This is a genomic window from Actinoplanes sp. NPDC049598, from assembly GCF_040675435.1.
GTDB lineage: Bacteria > Actinomycetota > Actinomycetes > Mycobacteriales > Micromonosporaceae > Actinoplanes.
In genome coordinates, this window is sequence record NZ_JBFAOX010000001.1 from 343,643 (window position 1) to 361,988 (window position 18,346).

Consider the following 18,346-nt stretch of genomic DNA (forward strand, 5'->3'; position numbering starts at 1 on the left):
GCCGTTGCCCGCTCAGCGCCGGAGGGAGCCCGTGGTGGTGCCGGTGATCTGGTGGGCGAAGCAGAGGACGCCGGGGTCGCCGGTTTCGCCGATCTCGTCCAGGCGGGCGGTGAACAGGATGTACTTCGCGCCGGCGGGGCGCTTCGTTCCCGCGTACGTCTGAAATCTCTGCTCGCAGCCGGCGTCGCCGGCCTTCTCCTTGTCGGTGGTGCCGGCGGGCAGGTCGAAGGTGGCGTAGAACTCGCTGCTGTGGGCCTGGGTGCAGGGCAGCGCGTCGAGGTAGTCGCCGGACTCGTGGGCGAGGTCCTTGACGCAGTCGCCCGGGCGCAGCTCGCGCAGGGACAGGGAGCGTTCGCCGCGCAGGACGCCCGCCTGGTCGCGGTCGGGTCCGTCGGCGGCGTCGCGGGCCACGGCGACGCCGATGGCGACGGCCAGGGCGGCGATCCAGAGGCCGCAGATCGACAGGGCGGCGATGGCGAAGACCTTGCCCCGCTTGTCGCCGTTGCGCCGGCTCTGGGTCAGCCCCACGATGCCCAGGGCGATGCTGACCAGGCCGGCGCAGCCGAAGAACGACAGGGTCAGGGCGGCGATGGAGAAGCCGTTGGTCTTGCCGTTCCATTGAGGCCGGTGATGATCCACCGGCGCACCTTAGCCGACCGGGCGGCTGCGCCACAGCAGGTAGACGAAGTACGGGGCGCCGATCAGGGCGGTCACGAGGCCCGCCGCGAGCTGGGAGGGGGCGATGACCGTACGCCCGATGGTGTCGGCCACGCTGACCAGCAGGGCGCCCAAGCCGACGGCGACCGGGACGGCGCGGGCGCTGCGCGAGCCGACCAGGGCGCGGGCCGCGTGCGGGGCGACCAGGCCGACGAAGCCGAGCGCGCCGACCGCCGTGGCCGCCGCCGCGGTCAGCACCGCGGCCACGGTGAGCAGGCCGAGCCGGGAGCGGTTGAGCGGCACGCCGAGCAGGCGGGGCACGTCCTCGTCGAGGGCGACCAGATCGAGCGTACGGCCGGCGGCCAGCGTGAGTGGCAGCGCCACCAGCAGGACCAGCAGGACGGGCATGACCTGGCCGATGCTGCGGCCGTAGGTGGAGCCGGCGAGCCAGGTCAGGGCGACGCTGACGTTCCAGGGGGAGACGACCACGACGACCAGGGTGGTGATGGCGGTGGCGGCCGCGCTGACGCCCACGCCGACCAGGACGATCCGGTCGGAGGCGAGCCCACGGGCGGCGGCGAGCCAGTAGACCAGGGCGAACGTGCCGAGGGCGAAGAGCGTGGCCACGCCCATCACCGGCCAGGCGCCGATGCCGGGCAGGAGCAGGACCACCGCGACCGCGCCGACGCTGGCCCCGGGGGTGACGCCGAGCAGGCTGGGCTCGGCCAGCGGGTTGCGGCAGACGGCCTGCACGATCGCGCCGGCCAGGGCGAGGGCCGCGCCGCCGAGCAGGGCGGCCAGCACGCGGGGCCAGCGCTGGTCGAGCACGAAGCCGACCTGCCGCCCGGCGTGGCCGCTGAGCCAGTTCATCACGTCGCCGAGCAGGACCATGCGGTCGCCGAGCAGCAGGGCGGCGATGAAGGCGGCGACGAGCAGGACCACCAGCACGACGGTGACGCCGATGACCCAGACCCCGGAGTGGACCGAGCCGTGCGCGCCGCGGGCCGGGACGGCCGCCGGGCCGCCGTCGCGCAGGCGCCGGGCCAGCCAGACCAGCACGACCGCGCCGGCCAGGGTGGTGACGATGCCGGTGGGCACCGAGATGGCCACGTCGGCCGGTAGGACCAGGCGCAGCAGCACGTCGGCGGCGACCACGATCAGCGCCCCGGCCAGGCCGGCGAAGGGCAGCAGCAGGACGTGCCGGCCCAGACCGGGGACGCGCCGGGCGGTCAGCCGGGCGATCACCGGGGCGCACAGGCCGACGAAGCCGATCGGGCCGGCCACCGTGATCGAGATCGAGGCGAGCAGCACGGCCGCGACGACCGCGAGGACACGGGTGCGGCGGACGTCGACGCCGAGCACGCGGGCCGAGTCGTCGCCCAGGCCGAGCACGTCGAGGCGGTGGGCCATCAGCAGGGTGGCCAGCACGCCGACGGCCACGATGGGCGCCGCCAGCTTGACGTTCTCGCTGCCGGACTGGACGGTCGTGCCGCTGCCCCAGGCGAACAGGCCGACGGTGTTCTGCTGGAAGAGCAGCAGCAGTACGGAGGTGAGGGCGTTGAGGGCCAGCGCGACGGCCGAACCGGCGAGCACGAGACGGGTCGGGCCGGCCGCGCCGCCGCGGGAGACGAGCAGGACGACGCCGGAGGCGATCACGCCGCCGGCGAACGCGACCAGCCCGCCGACCGCGAACGGCACCGCGATGCCGAACGCGGCCACGGCCACCACCGCGACATAGGCGCCCGCATTGACCGCGAGCGTGTCCGGGGCGGCCAGGGGGTTGCGGGCCACCGACTGCAGGACCGCGCCGGCGATGCCGACCGCGAGCCCGACGAGCAGGGCCGCGCCGAGCCGGGGGAGGCGGCTGGCCACGAGCACCGCCACCGCCTCGTCGTTGCCGGTGGCCCACGGGTTGAGGGCTTTCAGCAACTCGCCGAGGCCCAAGCTGGCGGTGCCTTGCGTGAGGTGCACCGCGGCCAGCACGGCGAGCAGCACGACCCCGGTGACGAAGACGGCTACCACGCCGACGACCCGCCGGGGAGTGCTGGTGGTCTCTCGGACCAGAGTCGCGCTGCTCATCAGTGGATCAGGCGGTCAGGGCGGTGGTGAGGGCGTCGATGAAGACGTTGGCCGAGGCCGGGCCGCCGAAGGTCCAGATGCCGTCCGGGACGCGCTTGACGTGGTTGGCCGTCACGAACGGGAGTTGCTTCCACACCGCGTTGCTCTTGAGCGCGTCGGTGAAGTCGCCGCCGTCGGCGTCGTTGGCGGTGTAGATGAAGGTGCTCGAGGCGTCCTTGATCTTGGTGAGGCCCTCGACGTCGGTCTGGGCCAGGCCGTAGTCCTTGTCGCCGCCGGTCGTCCACTGGTTCTTCAGGCCGAGCTCGCCGGCGATGGCGCCGAGGAAGGAGTTCGGCGTGTACATCCGGACCGAGACGGTGCCGGAGTCGACCCAGCCGTCGGCCATGGTGAACGCGGCGCCGGTCTTGCCCGCCTTGGCCAGCGCGTCCTTGCCCGCCGCGACCTTGCTGTCGAACCCGGCCAGCAGCTCGGTGGCCTTGGCCTGGGTGCCGGTGGCCTGGGCGAGGGTGTTGACCGTCTTGCGCATGTAGCCGATCGGGTCGCTGCCGTCCGAGCCGCGCAGCGTGAGCACCGGGACCTGCTTGGCCATCGACTCGATGACGTTGGCCGGCAGGTCGCTGGTGGTGACGACCAGGTCGGGCTTGAGGGCGACGATCGAGTCGAGGCTGGGCTCGCCGCGCTGACCGACGTCCGGGGTGGCGGCGTCGATCGGGGCGGCCTTGTCCCAGATGTTGTAGCCCTTCACGTCGGCCTGGCCGACCGGCTTGACGCCGAGGGCGACCAGGTTCTCCGTCAGTCCCCACTCGAGCGAGACCACGTTCTTGGCGGGGGCGTCGAGCTTGACGGTGCCGCGCTCGTCGGTGAGCTCGACCGGGCCGCTGGCGGCGGCAGCGGACGGGGCGCCGGCCTCGTCGGCCGGCTCCTCGGTGGTGCCGCAGGCAGCGGTCAGGAGGACAGCGGCTACGCCGACGGCGAAGGCGCGGCGGGTGAGAGCCATCAGAAGGGGGTCCCTTTCGTGATCAGGAAGCGAGAGACCGGCTGGTGTGCCGGCCGATGGGGCGGGTACGGACGTGGCCGTCGTCGCCGACGGACACCTCGATGCGCAGGCCGTAGACGTCGGTGAGCAGGTCGGCGGTGAGCACCTCGGCCGGGCGGCCGTCGCCGCGCACGACGCCCTGGCACATCAGCACGACCCGGTCGGCGACCGCGGCCGCCTGGTCGAGGTCGTGCAGCACGACGCCGACGGCGACGCCGTGGTCGTCGGCCAGCTCACGGACGATGTCGAGGATCTCGACCTGGTAGCGCAGGTCGAGGAAGGTGGTGGGCTCGTCGAGCAGCACCACGCCGGTGTCCTGGGCCAGGCAGGTGGCCAGCCAGACGCGCTGCAGCTCGCCGCCGGAGAGCTCGTCCACGGCGCGCTCGGCCATGGCGTCGACGCCGGTCATGGCCATCGCCTTGGTCACGTGGGCCGGGCCGTCGGGGTCGCCCGAGCCGAACCGGCCGCGGTACGGATGCCGGCCGTAGGTCACCACGTCGCGTACGGACACCCCGCCCGGCGTGGGCCGTGACTGGGTGAGCAGGGTGACCCGCCGGGCGAAGTCCTTCGGCCGCAGGGCGAAGGCGTCGCTGTCCTGCAGCTGTACCGTGCCGGAGGTGGGGGTGTGCAGCCGCGCCAGCGAGCGCAGCAGCGTCGACTTGCCGGACCCGTTGGGCCCGACGAGGGCCACGACGGTGCCCGCGCGCAACTCGATGCCCGCGCCGTGCACAACGGTCCTGCCGTCGTAGGCGAGCGTCAGATCGGCTCCGGTGAGCGCCGCGTCCCTGGTCATGAAGGTGAGGCTAACCTAAATCCGAGCGTGGCTCGAATCGCGGGTCATACCCAGCCAAGATCATCTATGTGCGTAGGGTGGGCGGATGATCGCGCACCCGGGGCTCCGCTTCACCGACCACACCGTGACCGTGCCGCTGGACCACAGCGACGCCGGCCAGGGGACGATCGAGGTCTTCGCCCGTGAGGTCGTCGCCTCCGATCAGGCCCGCGAGGATCTGCCCTGGCTGCTCTTCCTGCAGGGCGGCCCGGGTGGGAAGTCGCCGCGGCCGCTGCGCAGCGGCGGCTGGCTCGCCCGCGCGGTCAAGACGCACCGGGTGCTGCTGCTCGACCAGCGGGGCACCGGCCGCAGCACCCCGATGACGCCGGCCGCCGCCGGCCGGATCCGGCACTTCCGGGCCGACAGCATCGTCGCCGACTGCGAGATTCTCCGAGCGCGGCTGGCCGGCGGGCAGCGCTGGGACACCCTGGGGCAGAGCTACGGCGGGTTCGTCACGATGACGTACCTCTCCCAGGCCCCGCACGGCATCCGGACCAGCTACGTGACCGGCGGCCTGCCGGGCCTGACCGCCACCGCCGACGAGGTGTACGCCCGCACCTACCCGCGTGTCGCGGCCAAGAACGCCGAGTACTACCGCGCCTTCCCCGAGGACGTGGCCAAGGTCCGGGCGATCGCCGACCGCCTGGCGGCCGAGGACGTCCGGCTGCCCGACGGTGACCGGCTCACCGTCGAGCGGTTCCGGGTGCTGGGCAGCGCGTTCGGCATGAGCTACGGCTACGCCCAGCTGCACTGGCTGCTCGAGGAGGCGTTCTCCGACTCCTTCCTGTACGAGGTCATGCAGCTCACCGGATTCGTCGGCCAGCCGCTGTACGCCTTGCAGGAGTACATCTACGGCCAGGGCTCCGGCGCCACGGCGTGGGCCGCCGACCGGGCACTGCGCGAGCGCGAGGAATTCGCCGCCGGGGCCGACCCGCTGCTGTTCACCGGCGAGATGATGTACCCCTGGATGTTCGAGCAGATCCGGTCGCTGCGGCCCTACGCCGAGGCCGCCGAGACCCTGGCCGCCGTCGACGACTGGCCGCTGCTCTACGACACCGCGGTGCTGGCCGCCAACGAGGTGCCGGTCTTCGCGGCCGTCTACGCCGACGACATGTACGTCGACATGGGCCTGTCGCTGGAGACCGCGGCCGCCGTCGGCAACGTCCGCACCTGGATCACCAACGAGCACGAGCACGACGGCCTGCGCACCTCGGGCGAGGATGTGCTCGGCCACCTCATGGACATGGCCGCCTTCACCAAGTGAACCGGCCGGGATAGCTCACCTTGGCCAGCATCGCCTGGCCCTCGGTGCTGGGGTGGAAGTAGTCGATGTGGTTGACCAGGTCGAGGTCGAACCGCACGCTGTGCACCTCGCCGCCGTCCCAGCGGCACTTCTTGCCGTACGCCCGGCAGGCGTCGGCCAGCGCGTCGTTGTAGGAGTCGATCCGGGCGGCGACCTGGCGCCGGCGGTCGTTGTCGGCCTCCGCCGTGGAGGTGGGCCGGGCCAGCAGGGAGGGGCAGATGCCGCCGTTCCACGCGCGTACGGCCCGCTCGTCGGAGTGACCCACCTGCCACAGCCGGTAGAGGTCGGGAATGCTCACCACGAGCACCCGCGCCTTGGGCAGGCCCTTCTTGAGCCGGCCGAGCCCGGCGTCGACCCGTTGGCGGAAGGTGGCGACGCTGGTCATGCCCGTGGTGGTGCCGGCGCAGGCGTCGTTGGCCCCGATCAGCACCGTGACGTACTGGACCTTGGACTTGACCGCCGCGTTGGCCTGGCCGGCCAGGTCGGCCGAGCGGGCGCCGGGCTCGGCGTAGTTGTAGTTCCGGCCCTTGATGGCCGAGTTCTTGTCCCGGATGCGCCGGTAGTGGCTGTCCACCGCGGAGTCGCTGCCGGTGGCCCAGGAACGGCGCTCACAGGCGATCAGCGCGAAGCAGCTCGCGAACCCGGCGGTGATCGAGTCACCCAGGGCGGCCATCGAGGAGGGGTACGACTTCGAGGCGCCCCCGGTCGGCTTCGGATCGGCCGCCCCCGTGCCCTCCTCGCAGGCCAGGGCGAACACTCCGAGCACGGCGAGCGCGACCACGTGCCAGCGACGCATCAGATCCCCAAGATTCACCGAGAGTGACGACTTGGACACTCTACAGTGCCGGCAGCACCAATTCGCCCGCCGCCACGGCGCGTACGGCCCGCAGTAGTTCGGCCTTGCGCGCACCCTTGAAGACGTGCCCGCGGGCCCCGGCCCGCATGGCCGCGAAGACCGCGTCGTCGTCCGTCGTGCTCAGCACGAGCACCCGCAGACGCGGCATGAGCTGCAGCAACCGCTCGGTCGCGGCGACGGCGCCCATCCCCGGAACGTCCAGGTCGAGCAGCACCACGTCGGGCCGCAGGCGGGGCGCCATGATCAGCGCCTGCTCGCCGCTGGCGGCGCCGTCGGCCACCTCGATGTCGTCGGCCGTCTCCAGCAGCGCCCGCAGCCCCTCACGGAACGCCGTCTGGTCGTCGACGATCAATGCGCGAATCGTCTCCACCACCGCCCAACTCCCGGCCGTACGCAACGGGACTCCCCTCATCATCCTCGCCATGAACTACGGGGCGAGCGCGCTTCCGGTTGCCCCAACGCCCGAGGATTGCGCGAAGTGACGGCGATCATGCATCGACGGCGAAAGTGGTCGGCCGTTTCCGGACATGTGTGAGGGTGGACCCTGTGAACGCCCGGTTCGAGGCGCTGGCCCCCGCCCTGATCGAGGCGGTGCGACGTTATCTGGCGCGGCGCACCGATCCCGCCACCGCCGATGACGTGCTCTCCGAGACGCTGCTCGTGTGCTGGCGCCGGTTCGGCGAGATGCCCGGCGACCCGCTGCCGTGGGCCTACGGCGTGGCCCGCAATTGTCTGGCCAACGCCGAACGGGGCCGGCGCCGCCAGGCTCGCCTGTTCGCGCGGATAGCGGCAATAGACCCACCCCGGGCGTCCGTGGACGGGCCCTCGCCGCCGGACGACGACCTGGGCGGGGCGATGGCCCGGCTGCGCGACGCCGACGCCGAGCTGCTGCGGCTGTGGGCCTGGGAGGATCTCGCGCCACCGCAGATCGCCGTGGTGCTCGGCATCTCGGCCAACGCGGCCTCGATCCGGCTGCACCGGGCCAAACAGAGGCTGCGGGAGGAGTTGCGAAAGACCGGGACACCGGCCGGACATGAGGGGTCGACCGAGGGGAGCCGGCCATGACCGACGACGACCTGCGGGCGCGCCTGCGCCGCGCCGATCCGGCCCAGGAGCTGGACCCGGTGGCCCCTTCGCGAGTTGCGCGGCTCCTGGAGGAGACCATGACCACGACCACGACCACCGCCGTACGGCCCCGGCGCCCGCTGATCGCGCTGGCCGCCGCGGCCCTCGTCCTGATCGCGGCCGGCGTCGGCTGGCTGATCTTCCGTCCGCAGACCGAGGAGACCCCGCCCATGGCCACCGTCCAGCTCACCGCCCCGGGCATCCAGGCCAAATGCGTCGAGCCGACCGCGGCCACGCTGGCCGGGCGGGCCGACTTCGCCTTCGCCGGCACGGTCACCGCCGTGACCGGCGGCCAGGTCACCCTGCGGGTCACCCACGTCTACCGCGGCGCCGCGGCCGATCAGGTCCAGCTCGCGCAGGCCGGCGACTCCTCGGAGCAGATGATGGGCAGCGGCAAGTTCGAGGCCGGTAAGAACTACCTGGTCGCGTCCGCCGAGGGCAGCATGCTGATCTGCGGGTACAGCGGCGAGGCGGACGCCGAGGGCCTCCAAGGTCTCTACGACCAGGCGTTCGCATAGGTTGGTGGCATGCCGCGCCGTGCCGTCCCCGCCCTGCTCGCCCTGGTGCTCACCCTGCTGGTGGCGTCACCGGCCCGGGCCGAGGCCCCGCAACGCCTCGCCACCCAGGTCACCGACGCCTCGGGCGCGATCGACAACCGGGCGCCGGTCGACGACGCGCTGCGCGAGCTGCAGGACAAGACCGGGATCCAGCTCTGGGTGGTGCTCGTCGACTCGTTCGACGGCACGGCCGCCCAGAGCTGGACCGACCGGACGGCCGAGCTCAGCGACCTCGGCGACCGGGACGCGTTGCTGGCGATCGCGACCCAGGACCGGGCGTACGCGTACTCGTTCCCCGACGATTCCCGTCTGTCCGACCAGGAGCTGGCCGACGTCGCCGAGAAGGACATCGAACCGGCGCTGCAGCGGGGCGACTGGCCGGGCGCCGTCGTGGCCGCGGCTCAGGGCTATCAGGACGCGGCCGGGTCGAGCAGCGGGCTGGTCTGGGTGGGCATCATCATCTTCCTGGTCGTGGTGGCCGGGCTGGCCTGGGTGCTGCTGCGCCGCCGGCACCGGGCGGCCGCCCCGTCCGGCCCGTCGGCTCCGGCCGGGCCGACCGTGGCCGACCTGTCCGGCCGGGCCAACGCGCTGCTCATCGAGCTCGACGACGACCTGCGGGCCAGCGAGCGTGAGCTGGCCCTGGCCACCGCGCAGTACGGCGCCCCCGCCACCGAACAGTTCCGGGCCGCGCTCGAGGAGGCCCGCAAAGGTGTCGGCGAGGCCTTCCAGCTGCGGATGACACTCGGCGACACACCCGGCCCCGGCGACCGGGCCACGCTGGAGCGGATCATCTCGCTGTGCGAGGTTGCCGACAAGCGCCTGGACGACGAGTCCGACGCGTTCGACCGGCTGCGCGACCTGGAGAGCCGGGCGGCCGAGGCGGCCGACGAGGTGGACCGCCGCCGCACCCTGATCGAGGTGTCCCTGACCGGGGCCGCCGCGACCGCGCAGGATCTGCAGACCCGCTACTCCGGCGGCGCGGTCACCGCGGTCGCCGGCAACGCCGATCAGGCCCGGGAGCGGCTCACCTACGCCACCGACGCCGTCCGCCGGGCCCGCGAGGCTCTCGCTCAAGGCAAGAACCCCGAGGCAGCCCTGGCCGTACGCGGTGGCGAGCAGGCCGTCGATCAGGCCGACCACCTGGTTCAGGCCGTCCAGCGGGCGGCCGCCGAGCTGCCCGCGGCCCGGTCCGCGGCCGACGGGCTGCTGGCCGAGGTGACCGCCGAGACCGCGGCCGGCCGGGCCACGCTGAGCGGCGGGGGAGAGGTGCCGCCCGGACTGGCCGCGGCGGTCACCGGCGGCGAGCAGGTGCTGGCCGAGGTGCGGGCGGCGCTGGCCGGGCCGCGCCCCGACCCGGTCGACGCGGTGGCCCGGCTGCAGGCCGCGGACGCCGCGCTCGATGCGGCGCTGGCCGCTGCCCGGGACGCGGCCGAACGGGGTGCGCACGCGCGCAGCATGCTGGCGCAGGCGCTGCCGGTGGCCCGCTCCGAGGTGTTCGCGGCGAATGACTTCATCACCACCCGCCGGGGTGCGGTCGACTACGGGGCGCGGGCGGCGCTGTCGGAGGCCCAACGGCACCTCGCCCTGGCCGAGAGTCTGGCCGCCTCCGACCCGGTGGCGGCCCTCTCGGAGGCGCAGCAGGCTCAGCAGCTCGCCGCGCGGGCCGGCCAGTCGGCCCGCGTCGACGTGCAGGGGTGGGGTGGCGGTGGTGGCTACCGCCAGCCGGGCGGCTTCGACGCGGGTGCCTTCGCGGGTGCCGTGCTCGGCGGCATCCTGGCCGGCGGTGGCGGCGGGGGCCGCTCCCGCGGCGGCTTCGGCGGCAGCAGCCGGCATTCGGGCGGCGGCGGCCACAGCAGCGGAGGCGGCCGCCGGGGCGGCGGCGGCCGTTTCTGATCAGGCCGGGCTTGAGCAGCTCAGCGGCGTACCACCACGGCCTTGCCGATCGCGGAGCCGGACTCGACGATCTCGTGGGCGCGGCGCAGGCCGGCCGCGTCGATGCCCTCGATGCGCTCGGTCAGCGTGGTGTGCAGGACGCCCTTGTCGACCAGCTCGGCCACCTGGCGCAGGATGTCGTGCTGGGCCCGGCTCGTGGGGTCGTAGAGCGACCGCGTGAACATCAGCTCCCAGTGCCAGGCGATGCTCTTCGACTTCAGCGGCAGCAGGTCCAGGCCGTCCGGTTCATCGATGGCGACCACCGCGCCGTACGGGTGGACGATCTCGGCGAAGGTCTCGATCATGCCGGCCGAGTGCGGGCTGAAGACGTAGTCGACGCCGTCGGGCAGCGCGGCCCGCAGGTCGCCGTGGTGGTCGACCACCCGGTGGGCGCCCCGGTCGAGCACGTACTGGCGCGACTCCGGCCGCGACGCCGTGCCGATCACCTCGAGACCCGTCAACTGCCGGGCCAGCTGCACCAGGACCGAGCCGACGCCGCCGGCCGCCCCCAGCACGAGGATCGAGCCGGTGCTGGCGCTCGTGAGGCGCAGCCGGTCGAACAGCGCCTCCCACGCGGTCAGCACCGTCAGCGGCAGCGCGGCCGCCTCGGCGAAGTCGAGCGTCTCCGGTTTCGGGCCCACGATCCGCTCGTCGACGAGGTGGAACTCGGCGTCGGTGCCCGGCCGGGCGATCGAACCCGCGTACCACACCTGGTCGCCGGGGCGGAAAAGCGTGACCGCCGCACCCACCCGGTCCACGACGCCGGCCGCGTCGAAGCCGAGCACCCGCTCGGCGCCACCGCGCCGCAGCTTCACGTCGACCGGGTTGACCGAGACGGCCTCGACCCGCACCCGCAGGTCGTGCTCGCCCGGCTCGGGCACGGGCAACGTCAGGTCTTCCAGGGCATTGTCGCGGCTGCCGACCGCGCGCATCGTTTCGCTCATGACCGTGACGCTATTCCGATGGCCCTAGTTACCGGCAAGGGATCCTAGTTCCCTTTGGGTACTACGATGGTGGCGTGAAGACCGACGCCTGCACCCGGCAGCACGACGTCTACGACGCGTCGTGCCCCTGCCGCCAGCTGCTGGATCTGCTGGCCAACAAGTGGAGCGCCCTGGCCCTGGGCGCCCTCGAGGACGGCCCGCGGCGCTTCGGCGCGCTGCGCGACCGCCTCGACGGCGTGAGCCCGAAAGTGCTCACCGCCACCCTGCGGCGGCTCGAGGAGCAGGGCTTGATCGACCGTACGGTCTACCCGTCCGTGCCGCTGCACGTCGAATATTCGCTCACCGCCCTCGGCGAGGACGCGTGTGCGCCCCTGGCCGCCCTGCGGGAGTGGGCGGTGGCGAACATCGACCGATTCCCGGCCCTCACCGGAGCAGCGTGACCCGCCCGCTGTCCAGGTCGTAACGCGCGCCCACGATCCGTACCTCACCCGCGGCGACGTGCTCGGCCAGCAGCTCGCTGCGCGCGGTCAGCGCCGCCGCCTGGGCCAGCACGTTGGCCCGGACGCCCTGCTCGACCACGTCGCCCGGGCCGCCGATCAGCGGCTCGACGATCGGGCGCAGCGCCTCCACGATGGCGCCGATGTGGCCGGGCGCGGGGCCGCCGCTCTCGATCGCGTCGACCGTCGCGCTGATCGCGCCGCACCGCTCGTGCCCGAGCACCACGATCAGCGGGCTGCCGAACTCCTCCACCGCGAACTCGATGCTGCCCAGCAGCAGGTCGTCGACGATGTTGCCGGCCACCCGGTTGTCGAAGACGTCCCCGAGACCCTGATCGAAAAGGACCTCCGGCGGTACGCGGGAATCGGCGCACCCGATCGTCACGGCGAACGGATGCTGCCCGGCCGCGACCTCGTGCAGGCGGCGCAGACTCTGGTCGAGATGCCGGGCGTGACCCGCCACGAAACGGCGGTTGCCGGCGAGCAGGCGCTTGAGGGGGTCGGTTTCGGTCTCCGAGGCGACGGCGGGCGCGGCGGTGGCCCCGACCAGACCGGCGACGGCTCCCGAGATCAACAGGGAGCGGCGAGAAAGATCCATAAGCCTCGATCGTAGTCGTGAATCAGCGCCCTCGTAGCCCCGGATGTCGCCACGGTGCCTGCTCGGCGACCCGGCCGAGCCGGGGCAGCGGGCTTGGCGGCGGGGGGAGCGGGCTCGGCTCGAAATGCCGGACGATGCGGCGGATGGCGCGGAACAGGTCGCGTACCACGGCGGCCTCCTCGGGCGAGCTCAGCTGCCACCCGCGGAACGGCAGGTCGCCGTCGGCCGAGCGGAAGGTGAGTTGCTGGTCGTGGGCGTTGATGCCGCCCAGCGCGCCCAGCTCGCGGTAGTCGACGCGGGTCGCGCTGGGCTGCCAGTGCCGGGCCTGGGCCGGGGTGAAGACGATCTGGTTGCGCTGGGCGAACAGGTTCCAGCGCAGCACCAGCAGGCACGTCCCGCCCTCGTCGAGCTGCCCGCGGTCGACCAGCTCGGCCACCACGTCCGGGTCGACCGGGTATCCGGCGGTCCATCCGTGCCCGTACGACGTGTGGTGCAGCAACTCGGCCACGGCCAGGGCGACCGGGTCTCCGGCCTCCTCGATCGGCAGGAACAGCCGTCCCGCGAGCGCGAGCCGGGCCTCGTCGGTGGCACCCTCTTTCCAAAGCCGGGAGCCAAGAGCGAAGACCTCGGGGGTACGCGCCGACGCGCGGAACGAGGTGATCAGGTCGGCCCGCTGCTCGGGCGGGAGGGCCGCCAGCGTCGCGGTGGCCAGGCCGAGGTCGCCGCCGCCGATCGCCTGCAGCACCCGCCGCACCGTCTCCGGTCCGCCGTGCCGGGTGACGGCGGCGAGAACCGCCTCGATCCCGGCCGCGTCCAGCGAGGACAGGTGATCCTCCAGGACGCCCAGGGCCTCGCTGTCGTCCGCGTCGTAGAACGCCCGCACGACGACCGCGAGCGACTCGGGGGGAAGCGCCGGGAGGCTCCAATCCGACCGGAGTTCCTGCGCGACCGCGTCGATCAGCTGGGTCGCCAGCGCGGGCACCCCGGCCAGGACCGGGATGAGGGCGCGGCGCCGCTCCGCTTCGGTGTGGTCGACGGACCACTCGGGCGGCGCGTCGTCGAGGTCGCCGTCGTCATCCGTGGCCGGACCGGTCAGGGCGCCGAGAACGGGACGGGCGTTCAGCAGCTCGGTGGCGAGATCGACCTCGCCCGCGGCGGCAAGCTGCTCGATGACCAGGCTGAACTCGGCGTCCGGGCGGGCCGCGAGACTGCGCCCGACCGCGGCGGCCCGGTCGTCGCCGGCTTCTCGGGCGAGGGCGAAGAACCTTGCGAACACGTCCGAAGGCGGGCCGGGAATGTGGTCGATCAAGCGCCCGATCAGCGCTGTGCGGCGCGGCTCCGGCAGGGTGGCCGTCAGCGTGGTCAGATCCTCGGCCGAGCGGTTCTCGGCGGCCCACTCCAGCAGGCGGAACGTGTCCCGCACCCGGCCCTGGGCCCGGATGTCGGCCACCAGCCCGATCAGGCGCTCGACCGGCCGCCCGTCCGCGGCGGCGATCGAGAGCGCGACCGCGTCGCCGCCCTGGCGCCACAGCTCGGTGACGATGGCCCGGATCCCGTCGTCACCGAGCCGGCCCAGCTCGGCGACGAGGACGCGCCGGCAGTCGGCCCGCAGGGCGTCGTCGCCGGCGAGGGCGCGGATCAGGGCCGCCTGCTCCCGGGCCGGGACGGAGCGCCGGGCGGCGGCCAGCACCAGACGTTCGGCCGTCTCGAACAAGTTCTGCCGGCAGAGGTGCAGCGCGATGGACGCCAGTTGCTCCGGCTCGCGGTCCATGATGGCCGGGATGGCGGAGCCGTAGAGCCGGGCCGCCTCGCTGTCCCGCCCCGCCTCGAGCAGGGTGTCGGCCACCGCCGCGGCGTCCTCGCCGGTCAGCCGGCGGCCGGCCTCCTGGATCGCCGCGTCGGCCGGACCCGGCAGATCACGGACGGACAGCCCGGTCACCAAGGCGATGATGCGCGCGGGATGCCCCTCGGCGTCGAGGGCCACCGCCTGCCGCAGCAATCGGTCGCCGAGTTCGGCCCCGTCCTCGCCGAGGCCATGCAGGCCGGCCACGAACTCCACGGTCCGCTCGGGCGAGCCCTGGGCGATCTTCAACAGGAGCGAGTCCGCGATCCGCCGTTCGTCCAGCTCACCGAGCAGCTCCAGAATGCCCCGGACTTCGTCGAGCGGCCGGCCCGCCGCACCTTCCAGCACGGCCGCCACGTCAGCGCCCTCCGGCGCGCCGGGCGTGTCGGCGCCGAGCTCGAGCAGGATGCCGGCGACCTCCTGGTCCGGCTTCAGCCGGCCGACTGCCCGCAGGAGGGCCTCGGCCGCGCCGGGTGGGCCCTGATGGCGTAAGCGGGCCACCTCGATCCGAAGGTCCCCCGGTGACGCCGGCAGGTCGTGTGCATCGGGCAGCGGCTCCGGCTCGGCCGCGGGCTCGGTGATCGGCTTCGGGGTCGTCGGGGCCGCGCCGGTCCAGCGGTTGCGGCTGAGCACGATCTTGTTGCCGGCGTTGCGGGCGCGCTGGTGGGGGAGCGGCCGGCGTTTGGCGGTCAGCTCGCCGTGCATGCGCCAGTAGATCTGCTCCACGCTGATCAGGTCGGGGGCGTCCTCGATGCCCTCCTCCAGGATCTTGATGAGCTCGCCGGTGAACGCCGTGTAGGTCTCGCCCGGCGGGGCCAGCGCCGTCTTCGTCTCGCCCGCCGCGACCAGCAGGTAGCTGCCCTCGACGGCGGCCCGGTTGGCCAGGTGGCCGGCGGCCGGCCCCTCCGGCTCCATGCCGCCCGGCATGGCGCGACCGCTGTAACAGCAGTCCAGGATGATCACTTTGGCCGACCGTTTGTGGAAGCGCTGCACCTGCCGGCGTACGTCATCGAACTTGATCGCGGTGAACGGCTTGGCCTGGTCCGTCTCGGGCAGCGCGAGAAGGAGGTCGACGCCGCCGTCCAGGAGCCCGTGACCGGCGTAGTAGACCAGCAGGGTGTCGCTCGCGGCCGAGGCCGCCTTGTGGATCTCCTCCAGGGCCTCGCCGGGCGACTTCGGCTCGGGCACCACCACGACGTGTTCCTCGGGCAGGCCCCAGACTCGCTCGTCGCGCAGCAGCTGGGCCAGCCGGGTGAGATTGTTCGTGACGGCGGGCAGGTCCTCCATGGAGGCGAAGTGCGCCGTGCCGATCAGGACCGCCCGGGAGCGGGCGGGATCGGGAAGGTTCACGACCGCCCGTCGGTGTCGCCGTCGTTGATCGCGTTGAGGATCCGGTGGATGGTCTCCTCGTCGGCGTCCTTGGCGGTGATCTCGACGTCACCGTGCTTGAAGGTGATCTCGGGGGCGTCCTCGCGGTCGGCCGACTTGCGCCACTGGGCGTACGACAGCACCAGCGAGGCGATCGCGGTCGTGCTGCTGACGATCACGTCGATCACGTCGAGCGGGCTCTGCGCGCCCGGCCGCGTGCCGGTCGAGCCGAGCGACGCCTCGTGGTCGTCGTCGCTCAACCACTCGGCCAGGCTGTGCAGGCTCGGGTCGTCGCTGGAGGTGATCTGGATCAGCATGGGCCGCCCTCTCGTGCCGGTTTCGGACCATGGTGCTCCGAGAGGGCAACCCGTGCACTCGACCGAGTGGTTATCTCGCGCTGGCGGGCGCGACGGAGCGGTTGCTGGCCGCGGCGGCCAGGCACTCCTCGGTCACGATCGTGATGAAGCGGCGTTCACGCCGGTTGGCCTTGGACGACCAGCCGTCGCCGACCTCGGTCCACCATTTCTGCGCCTCGGACTTGCGGAACAGGTCGGCGAGGTTGAAGCGCAGCGCCTTCTCGTCCATCTGTCCCATGTGCCACAGCGTGTTCCAGTGCGCCACCCAGATGCTCATGCCGATGGCGTTCATCCGCTCGTCGCCGGCCGGCCGGTCGGTGGCGTTGTAGTCCAGCTCGGGATGATCCAGCATCAGCTTGATCAGTTCGAAGTGCCGTTCGCGGATGTCGGTCATCTGCGCGGCGCGGGTCTGCTGCTGCTGGGCCGCGAGGAAGATCGCCACGGCCAGCAGTGCGGCGATCGACGCGATTGTCGGTAGATCGATCATCTCGACTCTCTGTTCGTTCGGGCGCCGTGTGGATCACGCAGTCCGGGCTTCCGGCTGACACGAACGGCGAACCACGGCTGGGGGGCCTCGACGAAAACTCTCACGTGATCGAAGGCCTTCACAAGGCGGAGTCGCACTTGCTGTCCGTCCCCCTCGGCCTGACTAGCCTTCGGCAGTCAAGTGCCCGATCGTGTACGGAGCGTGCGCGGACCGGACACTGTCGGCTGGCCGACACCCAGCTCATGCCGAACGCCTCTTGGCTTCCACTGTGGACACACCGGACACATGTTGGGCGGCGGTGTCACACCGGAGGTCCGTTCCGGTAACCGAAAGCCGGGGATAATGGCGAAGTGCGCATAGTGCGCTTAAGGGACTTCCGAGGCGTAGCCTTCGAGGCTAGTTCATCATAACCCAACGTCACTGGCCAAGCACTATAGGTAAACAAGGTCTCGAATGAGTCCATCCCGTGATCAGGTCTACTGAGAACGGGCGCCGCCGGGAAGAATCCGGGCATGACCGCCACGAAGATCCTGCTGTCCGAGTCGGAGATGCCGCGGAACTGGTACAACCTCGTGCCCGACCTGCCCAGCCCGCCACCACCGGTGCTGCATCCCGGCACCCTGCAGCCGGTCGGCCCCGGCGACCTGGCCCCGCTGTTCCCGATGGCGCTGATCGAGCAGGAGGTGACGACCGAGCGCTACGTGCCGATCCCCGACGAGGTGCTCGAGGTCTACCGCTTGTGGCGGCCGTCGCCACTGTTCCGCGCGCACCGCCTCGAAAAGGCCCTCGGCACCCCCGCCAAGATCTACTACAAATACGAGGGGGTGTCGCCGGCCGGCTCGCACAAGCCGAACACGGCCGTGCCGCAGGCGTTCTACAACGCGGCCGCGGGCATCCGCCGGCTCACCACCGAGACCGGCGCCGGCCAATGGGGCACAGCGCTGGCCTTCGCCGCCGGACAGTTCGGGATCGAGTGCGAGATCTGGCAGGTGCGGGCGTCGTACGACCAGAAGCCGTACCGCAAAATGATGATCGAGACGTTCGGCGGGACCATCCACCCTTCGCCCTCTCCCCTCACGGCGGCCGGCCGGCGGATTTTGGAGGCGGACCCGAACTCGCCGGGCTCGCTGGGCATCGCGATCAGCGAGGCGGTGGAGGTGGCCGCGCAGAACGCCGACACCAATTACGCCCTGGGCAGCGTGCTCAACCACGTGCTGCTGCACCAGACGGTGATCGGCGAGGAGGCGCTGCTGCAGCTGGCCAAGGTGGACGAGACGCCGGACGTGATCGTCGGCTGCACCGGCGGCGGCTCGAACTTCGCCGGCCTGGCCTTCCCGTTCCTGCGCGAGAAGCTCGCCGGCAACCTCGACACCGTGATCCGCGCGGTCGAGCCGGCCGCCTGCCCGTCGCTGACGAAGGGCGTCTACGCCTACGACTTCGGCGACACGGCCGGCATGACCCCGCTGATGAAGATGCACACCCTGGGCCACGACTTCATCCCCGACCCGATCCACGCCGGCGGCCTGCGCTACCACGGCATGTCCCCGCTCATCTCGCACGTCTACGAGCTCGGCCTCATCGAAGCGGTCGCCAAGGATCAACGCGAATGCTTCGAGGCCGGCGTCCAGTTCGCCCGCACCGAGGGCATCATCCCGGCCCCCGAGCCGACCCACGCCCTGGCCGCCTGCATCGAGGAGGCCCTGCGCTGCAAGGAGACCGGCGAGGAAAAGGTCATCCTCACCGCCCTGTGCGGCCACGGCCACCTGGACCTCCCCGCCTACAGCCGCTACCTGGCCGGCGACATGGTCGACCACGAACTCTCCACCGACGCCGTCAAACAGGCCATCGCCAGCCTCCCTTCCGTGCCCGCCTGACC

The 18,346-nt window shown here is 72.4% G+C and carries 17 protein-coding genes; 6 read left to right on the forward strand and 11 right to left on the reverse strand.

Annotation, left to right across the window (positions count from 1 at the left end; genetic code table 11):
- Window positions 1-12: 12 nt before the first annotated feature.
- Genes AB0J66_RS01740 through AB0J66_RS01755 form a run of 4 tightly spaced genes read right to left on the reverse strand, consistent with a single transcriptional unit; the run spans window position 13 to window position 4,565 of the window.
- Window positions 13-639 carry a DUF4190 domain-containing protein gene (locus tag AB0J66_RS01740; RefSeq protein ID WP_364654794.1) on the reverse strand — a complete coding sequence of 209 codons (627 nt, stop codon included), beginning with the start codon at window positions 637-639 and terminating at the stop codon, window positions 13-15.
- A gap of 9 nt (window positions 640-648) precedes the next feature.
- Window positions 649-2,736: an iron ABC transporter permease gene (locus AB0J66_RS01745; protein ID WP_364654796.1), complete on the reverse strand. Its 2,088-nt coding sequence runs from the start codon at window positions 2,734-2,736 to the stop codon at window positions 649-651.
- A 7-nt stretch (window positions 2,737-2,743) separates the two neighbouring features.
- The gene (locus AB0J66_RS01750; protein WP_364654797.1) at window positions 2,744-3,733 is read right to left on the reverse strand and encodes an iron-siderophore ABC transporter substrate-binding protein; all 990 of its coding nucleotides are present in this window, start codon (window positions 3,731-3,733) and stop codon (window positions 2,744-2,746) included.
- Between the two features lie 22 nt (window positions 3,734-3,755).
- A complete protein-coding gene (locus tag AB0J66_RS01755; protein WP_364654798.1) occupies window positions 3,756-4,565 on the reverse strand; it encodes an ABC transporter ATP-binding protein in 810 nt (269 codons plus the stop codon).
- A gap of 85 nt (window positions 4,566-4,650) precedes the next feature.
- Here AB0J66_RS01755 and AB0J66_RS01760 point away from each other — a divergent pair, with 85 nt between their 5' ends.
- Window positions 4,651-5,868 (forward strand): alpha/beta fold hydrolase, encoded by a 1,218-nt coding sequence (locus AB0J66_RS01760; RefSeq protein WP_364654800.1) that lies wholly within the window; start codon window positions 4,651-4,653, stop codon window positions 5,866-5,868.
- Here the strand turns inward: AB0J66_RS01760 and AB0J66_RS01765 are convergent.
- Entirely contained in the window at window positions 5,858-6,703 is an 846-nt protein-coding gene (locus AB0J66_RS01765) for an SGNH/GDSL hydrolase family protein (protein WP_364654801.1), read from the reverse strand. The genes AB0J66_RS01760 and AB0J66_RS01765 overlap by 11 nt on opposite strands.
- 40 nt (window positions 6,704-6,743) lie before the next feature.
- Window positions 6,744-7,178, reverse strand: a complete 435-nt coding sequence (locus AB0J66_RS01770) for a response regulator transcription factor (protein WP_364654803.1) — start codon at window positions 7,176-7,178, stop codon at window positions 6,744-6,746.
- Window positions 7,179-7,309: 131 nt separating this feature from the next.
- Here AB0J66_RS01770 and AB0J66_RS01775 point away from each other — a divergent pair, with 131 nt between their 5' ends.
- Genes AB0J66_RS01775 through AB0J66_RS01785 form a run of 3 tightly spaced genes read left to right on the forward strand, consistent with a single transcriptional unit; the run spans window position 7,310 to window position 10,338 of the window.
- Window positions 7,310-7,828 (forward strand): sigma-70 family RNA polymerase sigma factor, encoded by a 519-nt coding sequence (locus AB0J66_RS01775; RefSeq protein ID WP_364654804.1) that lies wholly within the window; start codon window positions 7,310-7,312, stop codon window positions 7,826-7,828.
- Complete coding sequence (locus AB0J66_RS01780; protein WP_364654806.1) at window positions 7,825-8,406, forward strand: hypothetical protein; 582 nt, start codon at window positions 7,825-7,827, stop codon at window positions 8,404-8,406. Before AB0J66_RS01775 ends, AB0J66_RS01780 begins: the two co-directional genes overlap by 4 nt.
- A gap of 9 nt (window positions 8,407-8,415) precedes the next feature.
- Window positions 8,416-10,338 (forward strand): TPM domain-containing protein, encoded by a 1,923-nt coding sequence (locus AB0J66_RS01785; protein WP_364654807.1) that lies wholly within the window; start codon window positions 8,416-8,418, stop codon window positions 10,336-10,338.
- 20 nt (window positions 10,339-10,358) lie between these two features.
- On the opposite strand, the gene AB0J66_RS01790 is transcribed toward AB0J66_RS01785, so the two are convergent.
- Window positions 10,359-11,321: a zinc-binding alcohol dehydrogenase family protein gene (locus AB0J66_RS01790; protein WP_364654809.1), complete on the reverse strand. Its 963-nt coding sequence runs from the start codon at window positions 11,319-11,321 to the stop codon at window positions 10,359-10,361.
- A gap of 74 nt (window positions 11,322-11,395) precedes the next feature.
- Between AB0J66_RS01790 and AB0J66_RS01795 the strand changes: the two genes are divergently transcribed.
- Window positions 11,396-11,761 carry a helix-turn-helix domain-containing protein gene (locus AB0J66_RS01795; protein ID WP_364654810.1) on the forward strand — a complete coding sequence of 122 codons (366 nt, stop codon included), beginning with the start codon at window positions 11,396-11,398 and terminating at the stop codon, window positions 11,759-11,761.
- Here AB0J66_RS01795 and AB0J66_RS01800 read toward each other — a convergent pair.
- From AB0J66_RS01800 to AB0J66_RS01815, 4 genes are all read right to left on the reverse strand, one after another.
- Window positions 11,745-12,416: a carbonic anhydrase gene (locus AB0J66_RS01800; protein ID WP_364654812.1), complete on the reverse strand. Its 672-nt coding sequence runs from the start codon at window positions 12,414-12,416 to the stop codon at window positions 11,745-11,747. The genes AB0J66_RS01795 and AB0J66_RS01800 overlap by 17 nt on opposite strands.
- A 22-nt stretch (window positions 12,417-12,438) precedes the next feature.
- Window positions 12,439-15,609, reverse strand: coding sequence for a caspase family protein (locus AB0J66_RS01805; protein WP_364654814.1), 3,171 nt, complete (start codon window positions 15,607-15,609; stop codon window positions 12,439-12,441).
- The gene (locus AB0J66_RS01810; RefSeq protein WP_364654815.1) at window positions 15,606-15,944 is read right to left on the reverse strand and encodes a hypothetical protein; all 339 of its coding nucleotides are present in this window, start codon (window positions 15,942-15,944) and stop codon (window positions 15,606-15,608) included. Before AB0J66_RS01810 ends, AB0J66_RS01805 begins: the two co-directional genes overlap by 4 nt.
- A gap of 70 nt (window positions 15,945-16,014) precedes the next feature.
- Window positions 16,015-16,470 carry a DUF6082 family protein gene (locus AB0J66_RS01815; RefSeq protein WP_364654817.1) on the reverse strand — a complete coding sequence of 152 codons (456 nt, stop codon included), beginning with the start codon at window positions 16,468-16,470 and terminating at the stop codon, window positions 16,015-16,017.
- 512 nt (window positions 16,471-16,982) lie between these two features.
- Between AB0J66_RS01815 and AB0J66_RS01820 the strand changes: the two genes are divergently transcribed.
- On the forward strand, window positions 16,983-18,344 hold the full coding sequence (locus AB0J66_RS01820) for a TrpB-like pyridoxal phosphate-dependent enzyme (protein WP_364654818.1): 1,362 nt from the start codon (window positions 16,983-16,985) through the stop codon (window positions 18,342-18,344).
- Window positions 18,345-18,346: the final 2 nt, after the last annotated feature.

Bases quoted from the DNA above. Each gene is read 5' to 3' on its own strand.
- AB0J66_RS01745 (WP_364654796.1), bottom strand. From the start codon at position 2,736: ATGAGCAGCGCGACTCTGGTCCGAGAGACCACCAGCACTCCCCGGCGG.
- AB0J66_RS01750 (WP_364654797.1), bottom strand. From the start codon at position 3,733: ATGGCTCTCACCCGCCGCGCCTTCGCCGTCGGCGTAGCCGCTGTCCTC.
- AB0J66_RS01755 (WP_364654798.1), bottom strand. From the start codon at position 4,565: ATGACCAGGGACGCGGCGCTCACCGGAGCCGATCTGACGCTCGCCTAC.
- AB0J66_RS01760 (WP_364654800.1), top strand. From the start codon at position 4,651: ATGATCGCGCACCCGGGGCTCCGCTTCACCGACCACACCGTGACCGTG.
- AB0J66_RS01765 (WP_364654801.1), bottom strand. From the start codon at position 6,703: ATGCGTCGCTGGCACGTGGTCGCGCTCGCCGTGCTCGGAGTGTTCGCC.
- AB0J66_RS01770 (WP_364654803.1), bottom strand. From the start codon at position 7,178: ATGATGAGGGGAGTCCCGTTGCGTACGGCCGGGAGTTGGGCGGTGGTG.
- AB0J66_RS01780 (WP_364654806.1), top strand. From the start codon at position 7,825: ATGACCGACGACGACCTGCGGGCGCGCCTGCGCCGCGCCGATCCGGCC.
- AB0J66_RS01785 (WP_364654807.1), top strand. From the start codon at position 8,416: ATGCCGCGCCGTGCCGTCCCCGCCCTGCTCGCCCTGGTGCTCACCCTG.
- AB0J66_RS01790 (WP_364654809.1), bottom strand. From the start codon at position 11,321: ATGAGCGAAACGATGCGCGCGGTCGGCAGCCGCGACAATGCCCTGGAA.
- AB0J66_RS01800 (WP_364654812.1), bottom strand. From the start codon at position 12,416: ATGGATCTTTCTCGCCGCTCCCTGTTGATCTCGGGAGCCGTCGCCGGT.
- AB0J66_RS01810 (WP_364654815.1), bottom strand. From the start codon at position 15,944: ATGCTGATCCAGATCACCTCCAGCGACGACCCGAGCCTGCACAGCCTG.
- AB0J66_RS01815 (WP_364654817.1), bottom strand. From the start codon at position 16,470: ATGATCGATCTACCGACAATCGCGTCGATCGCCGCACTGCTGGCCGTG.
- AB0J66_RS01820 (WP_364654818.1), top strand. From the start codon at position 16,983: ATGACCGCCACGAAGATCCTGCTGTCCGAGTCGGAGATGCCGCGGAAC.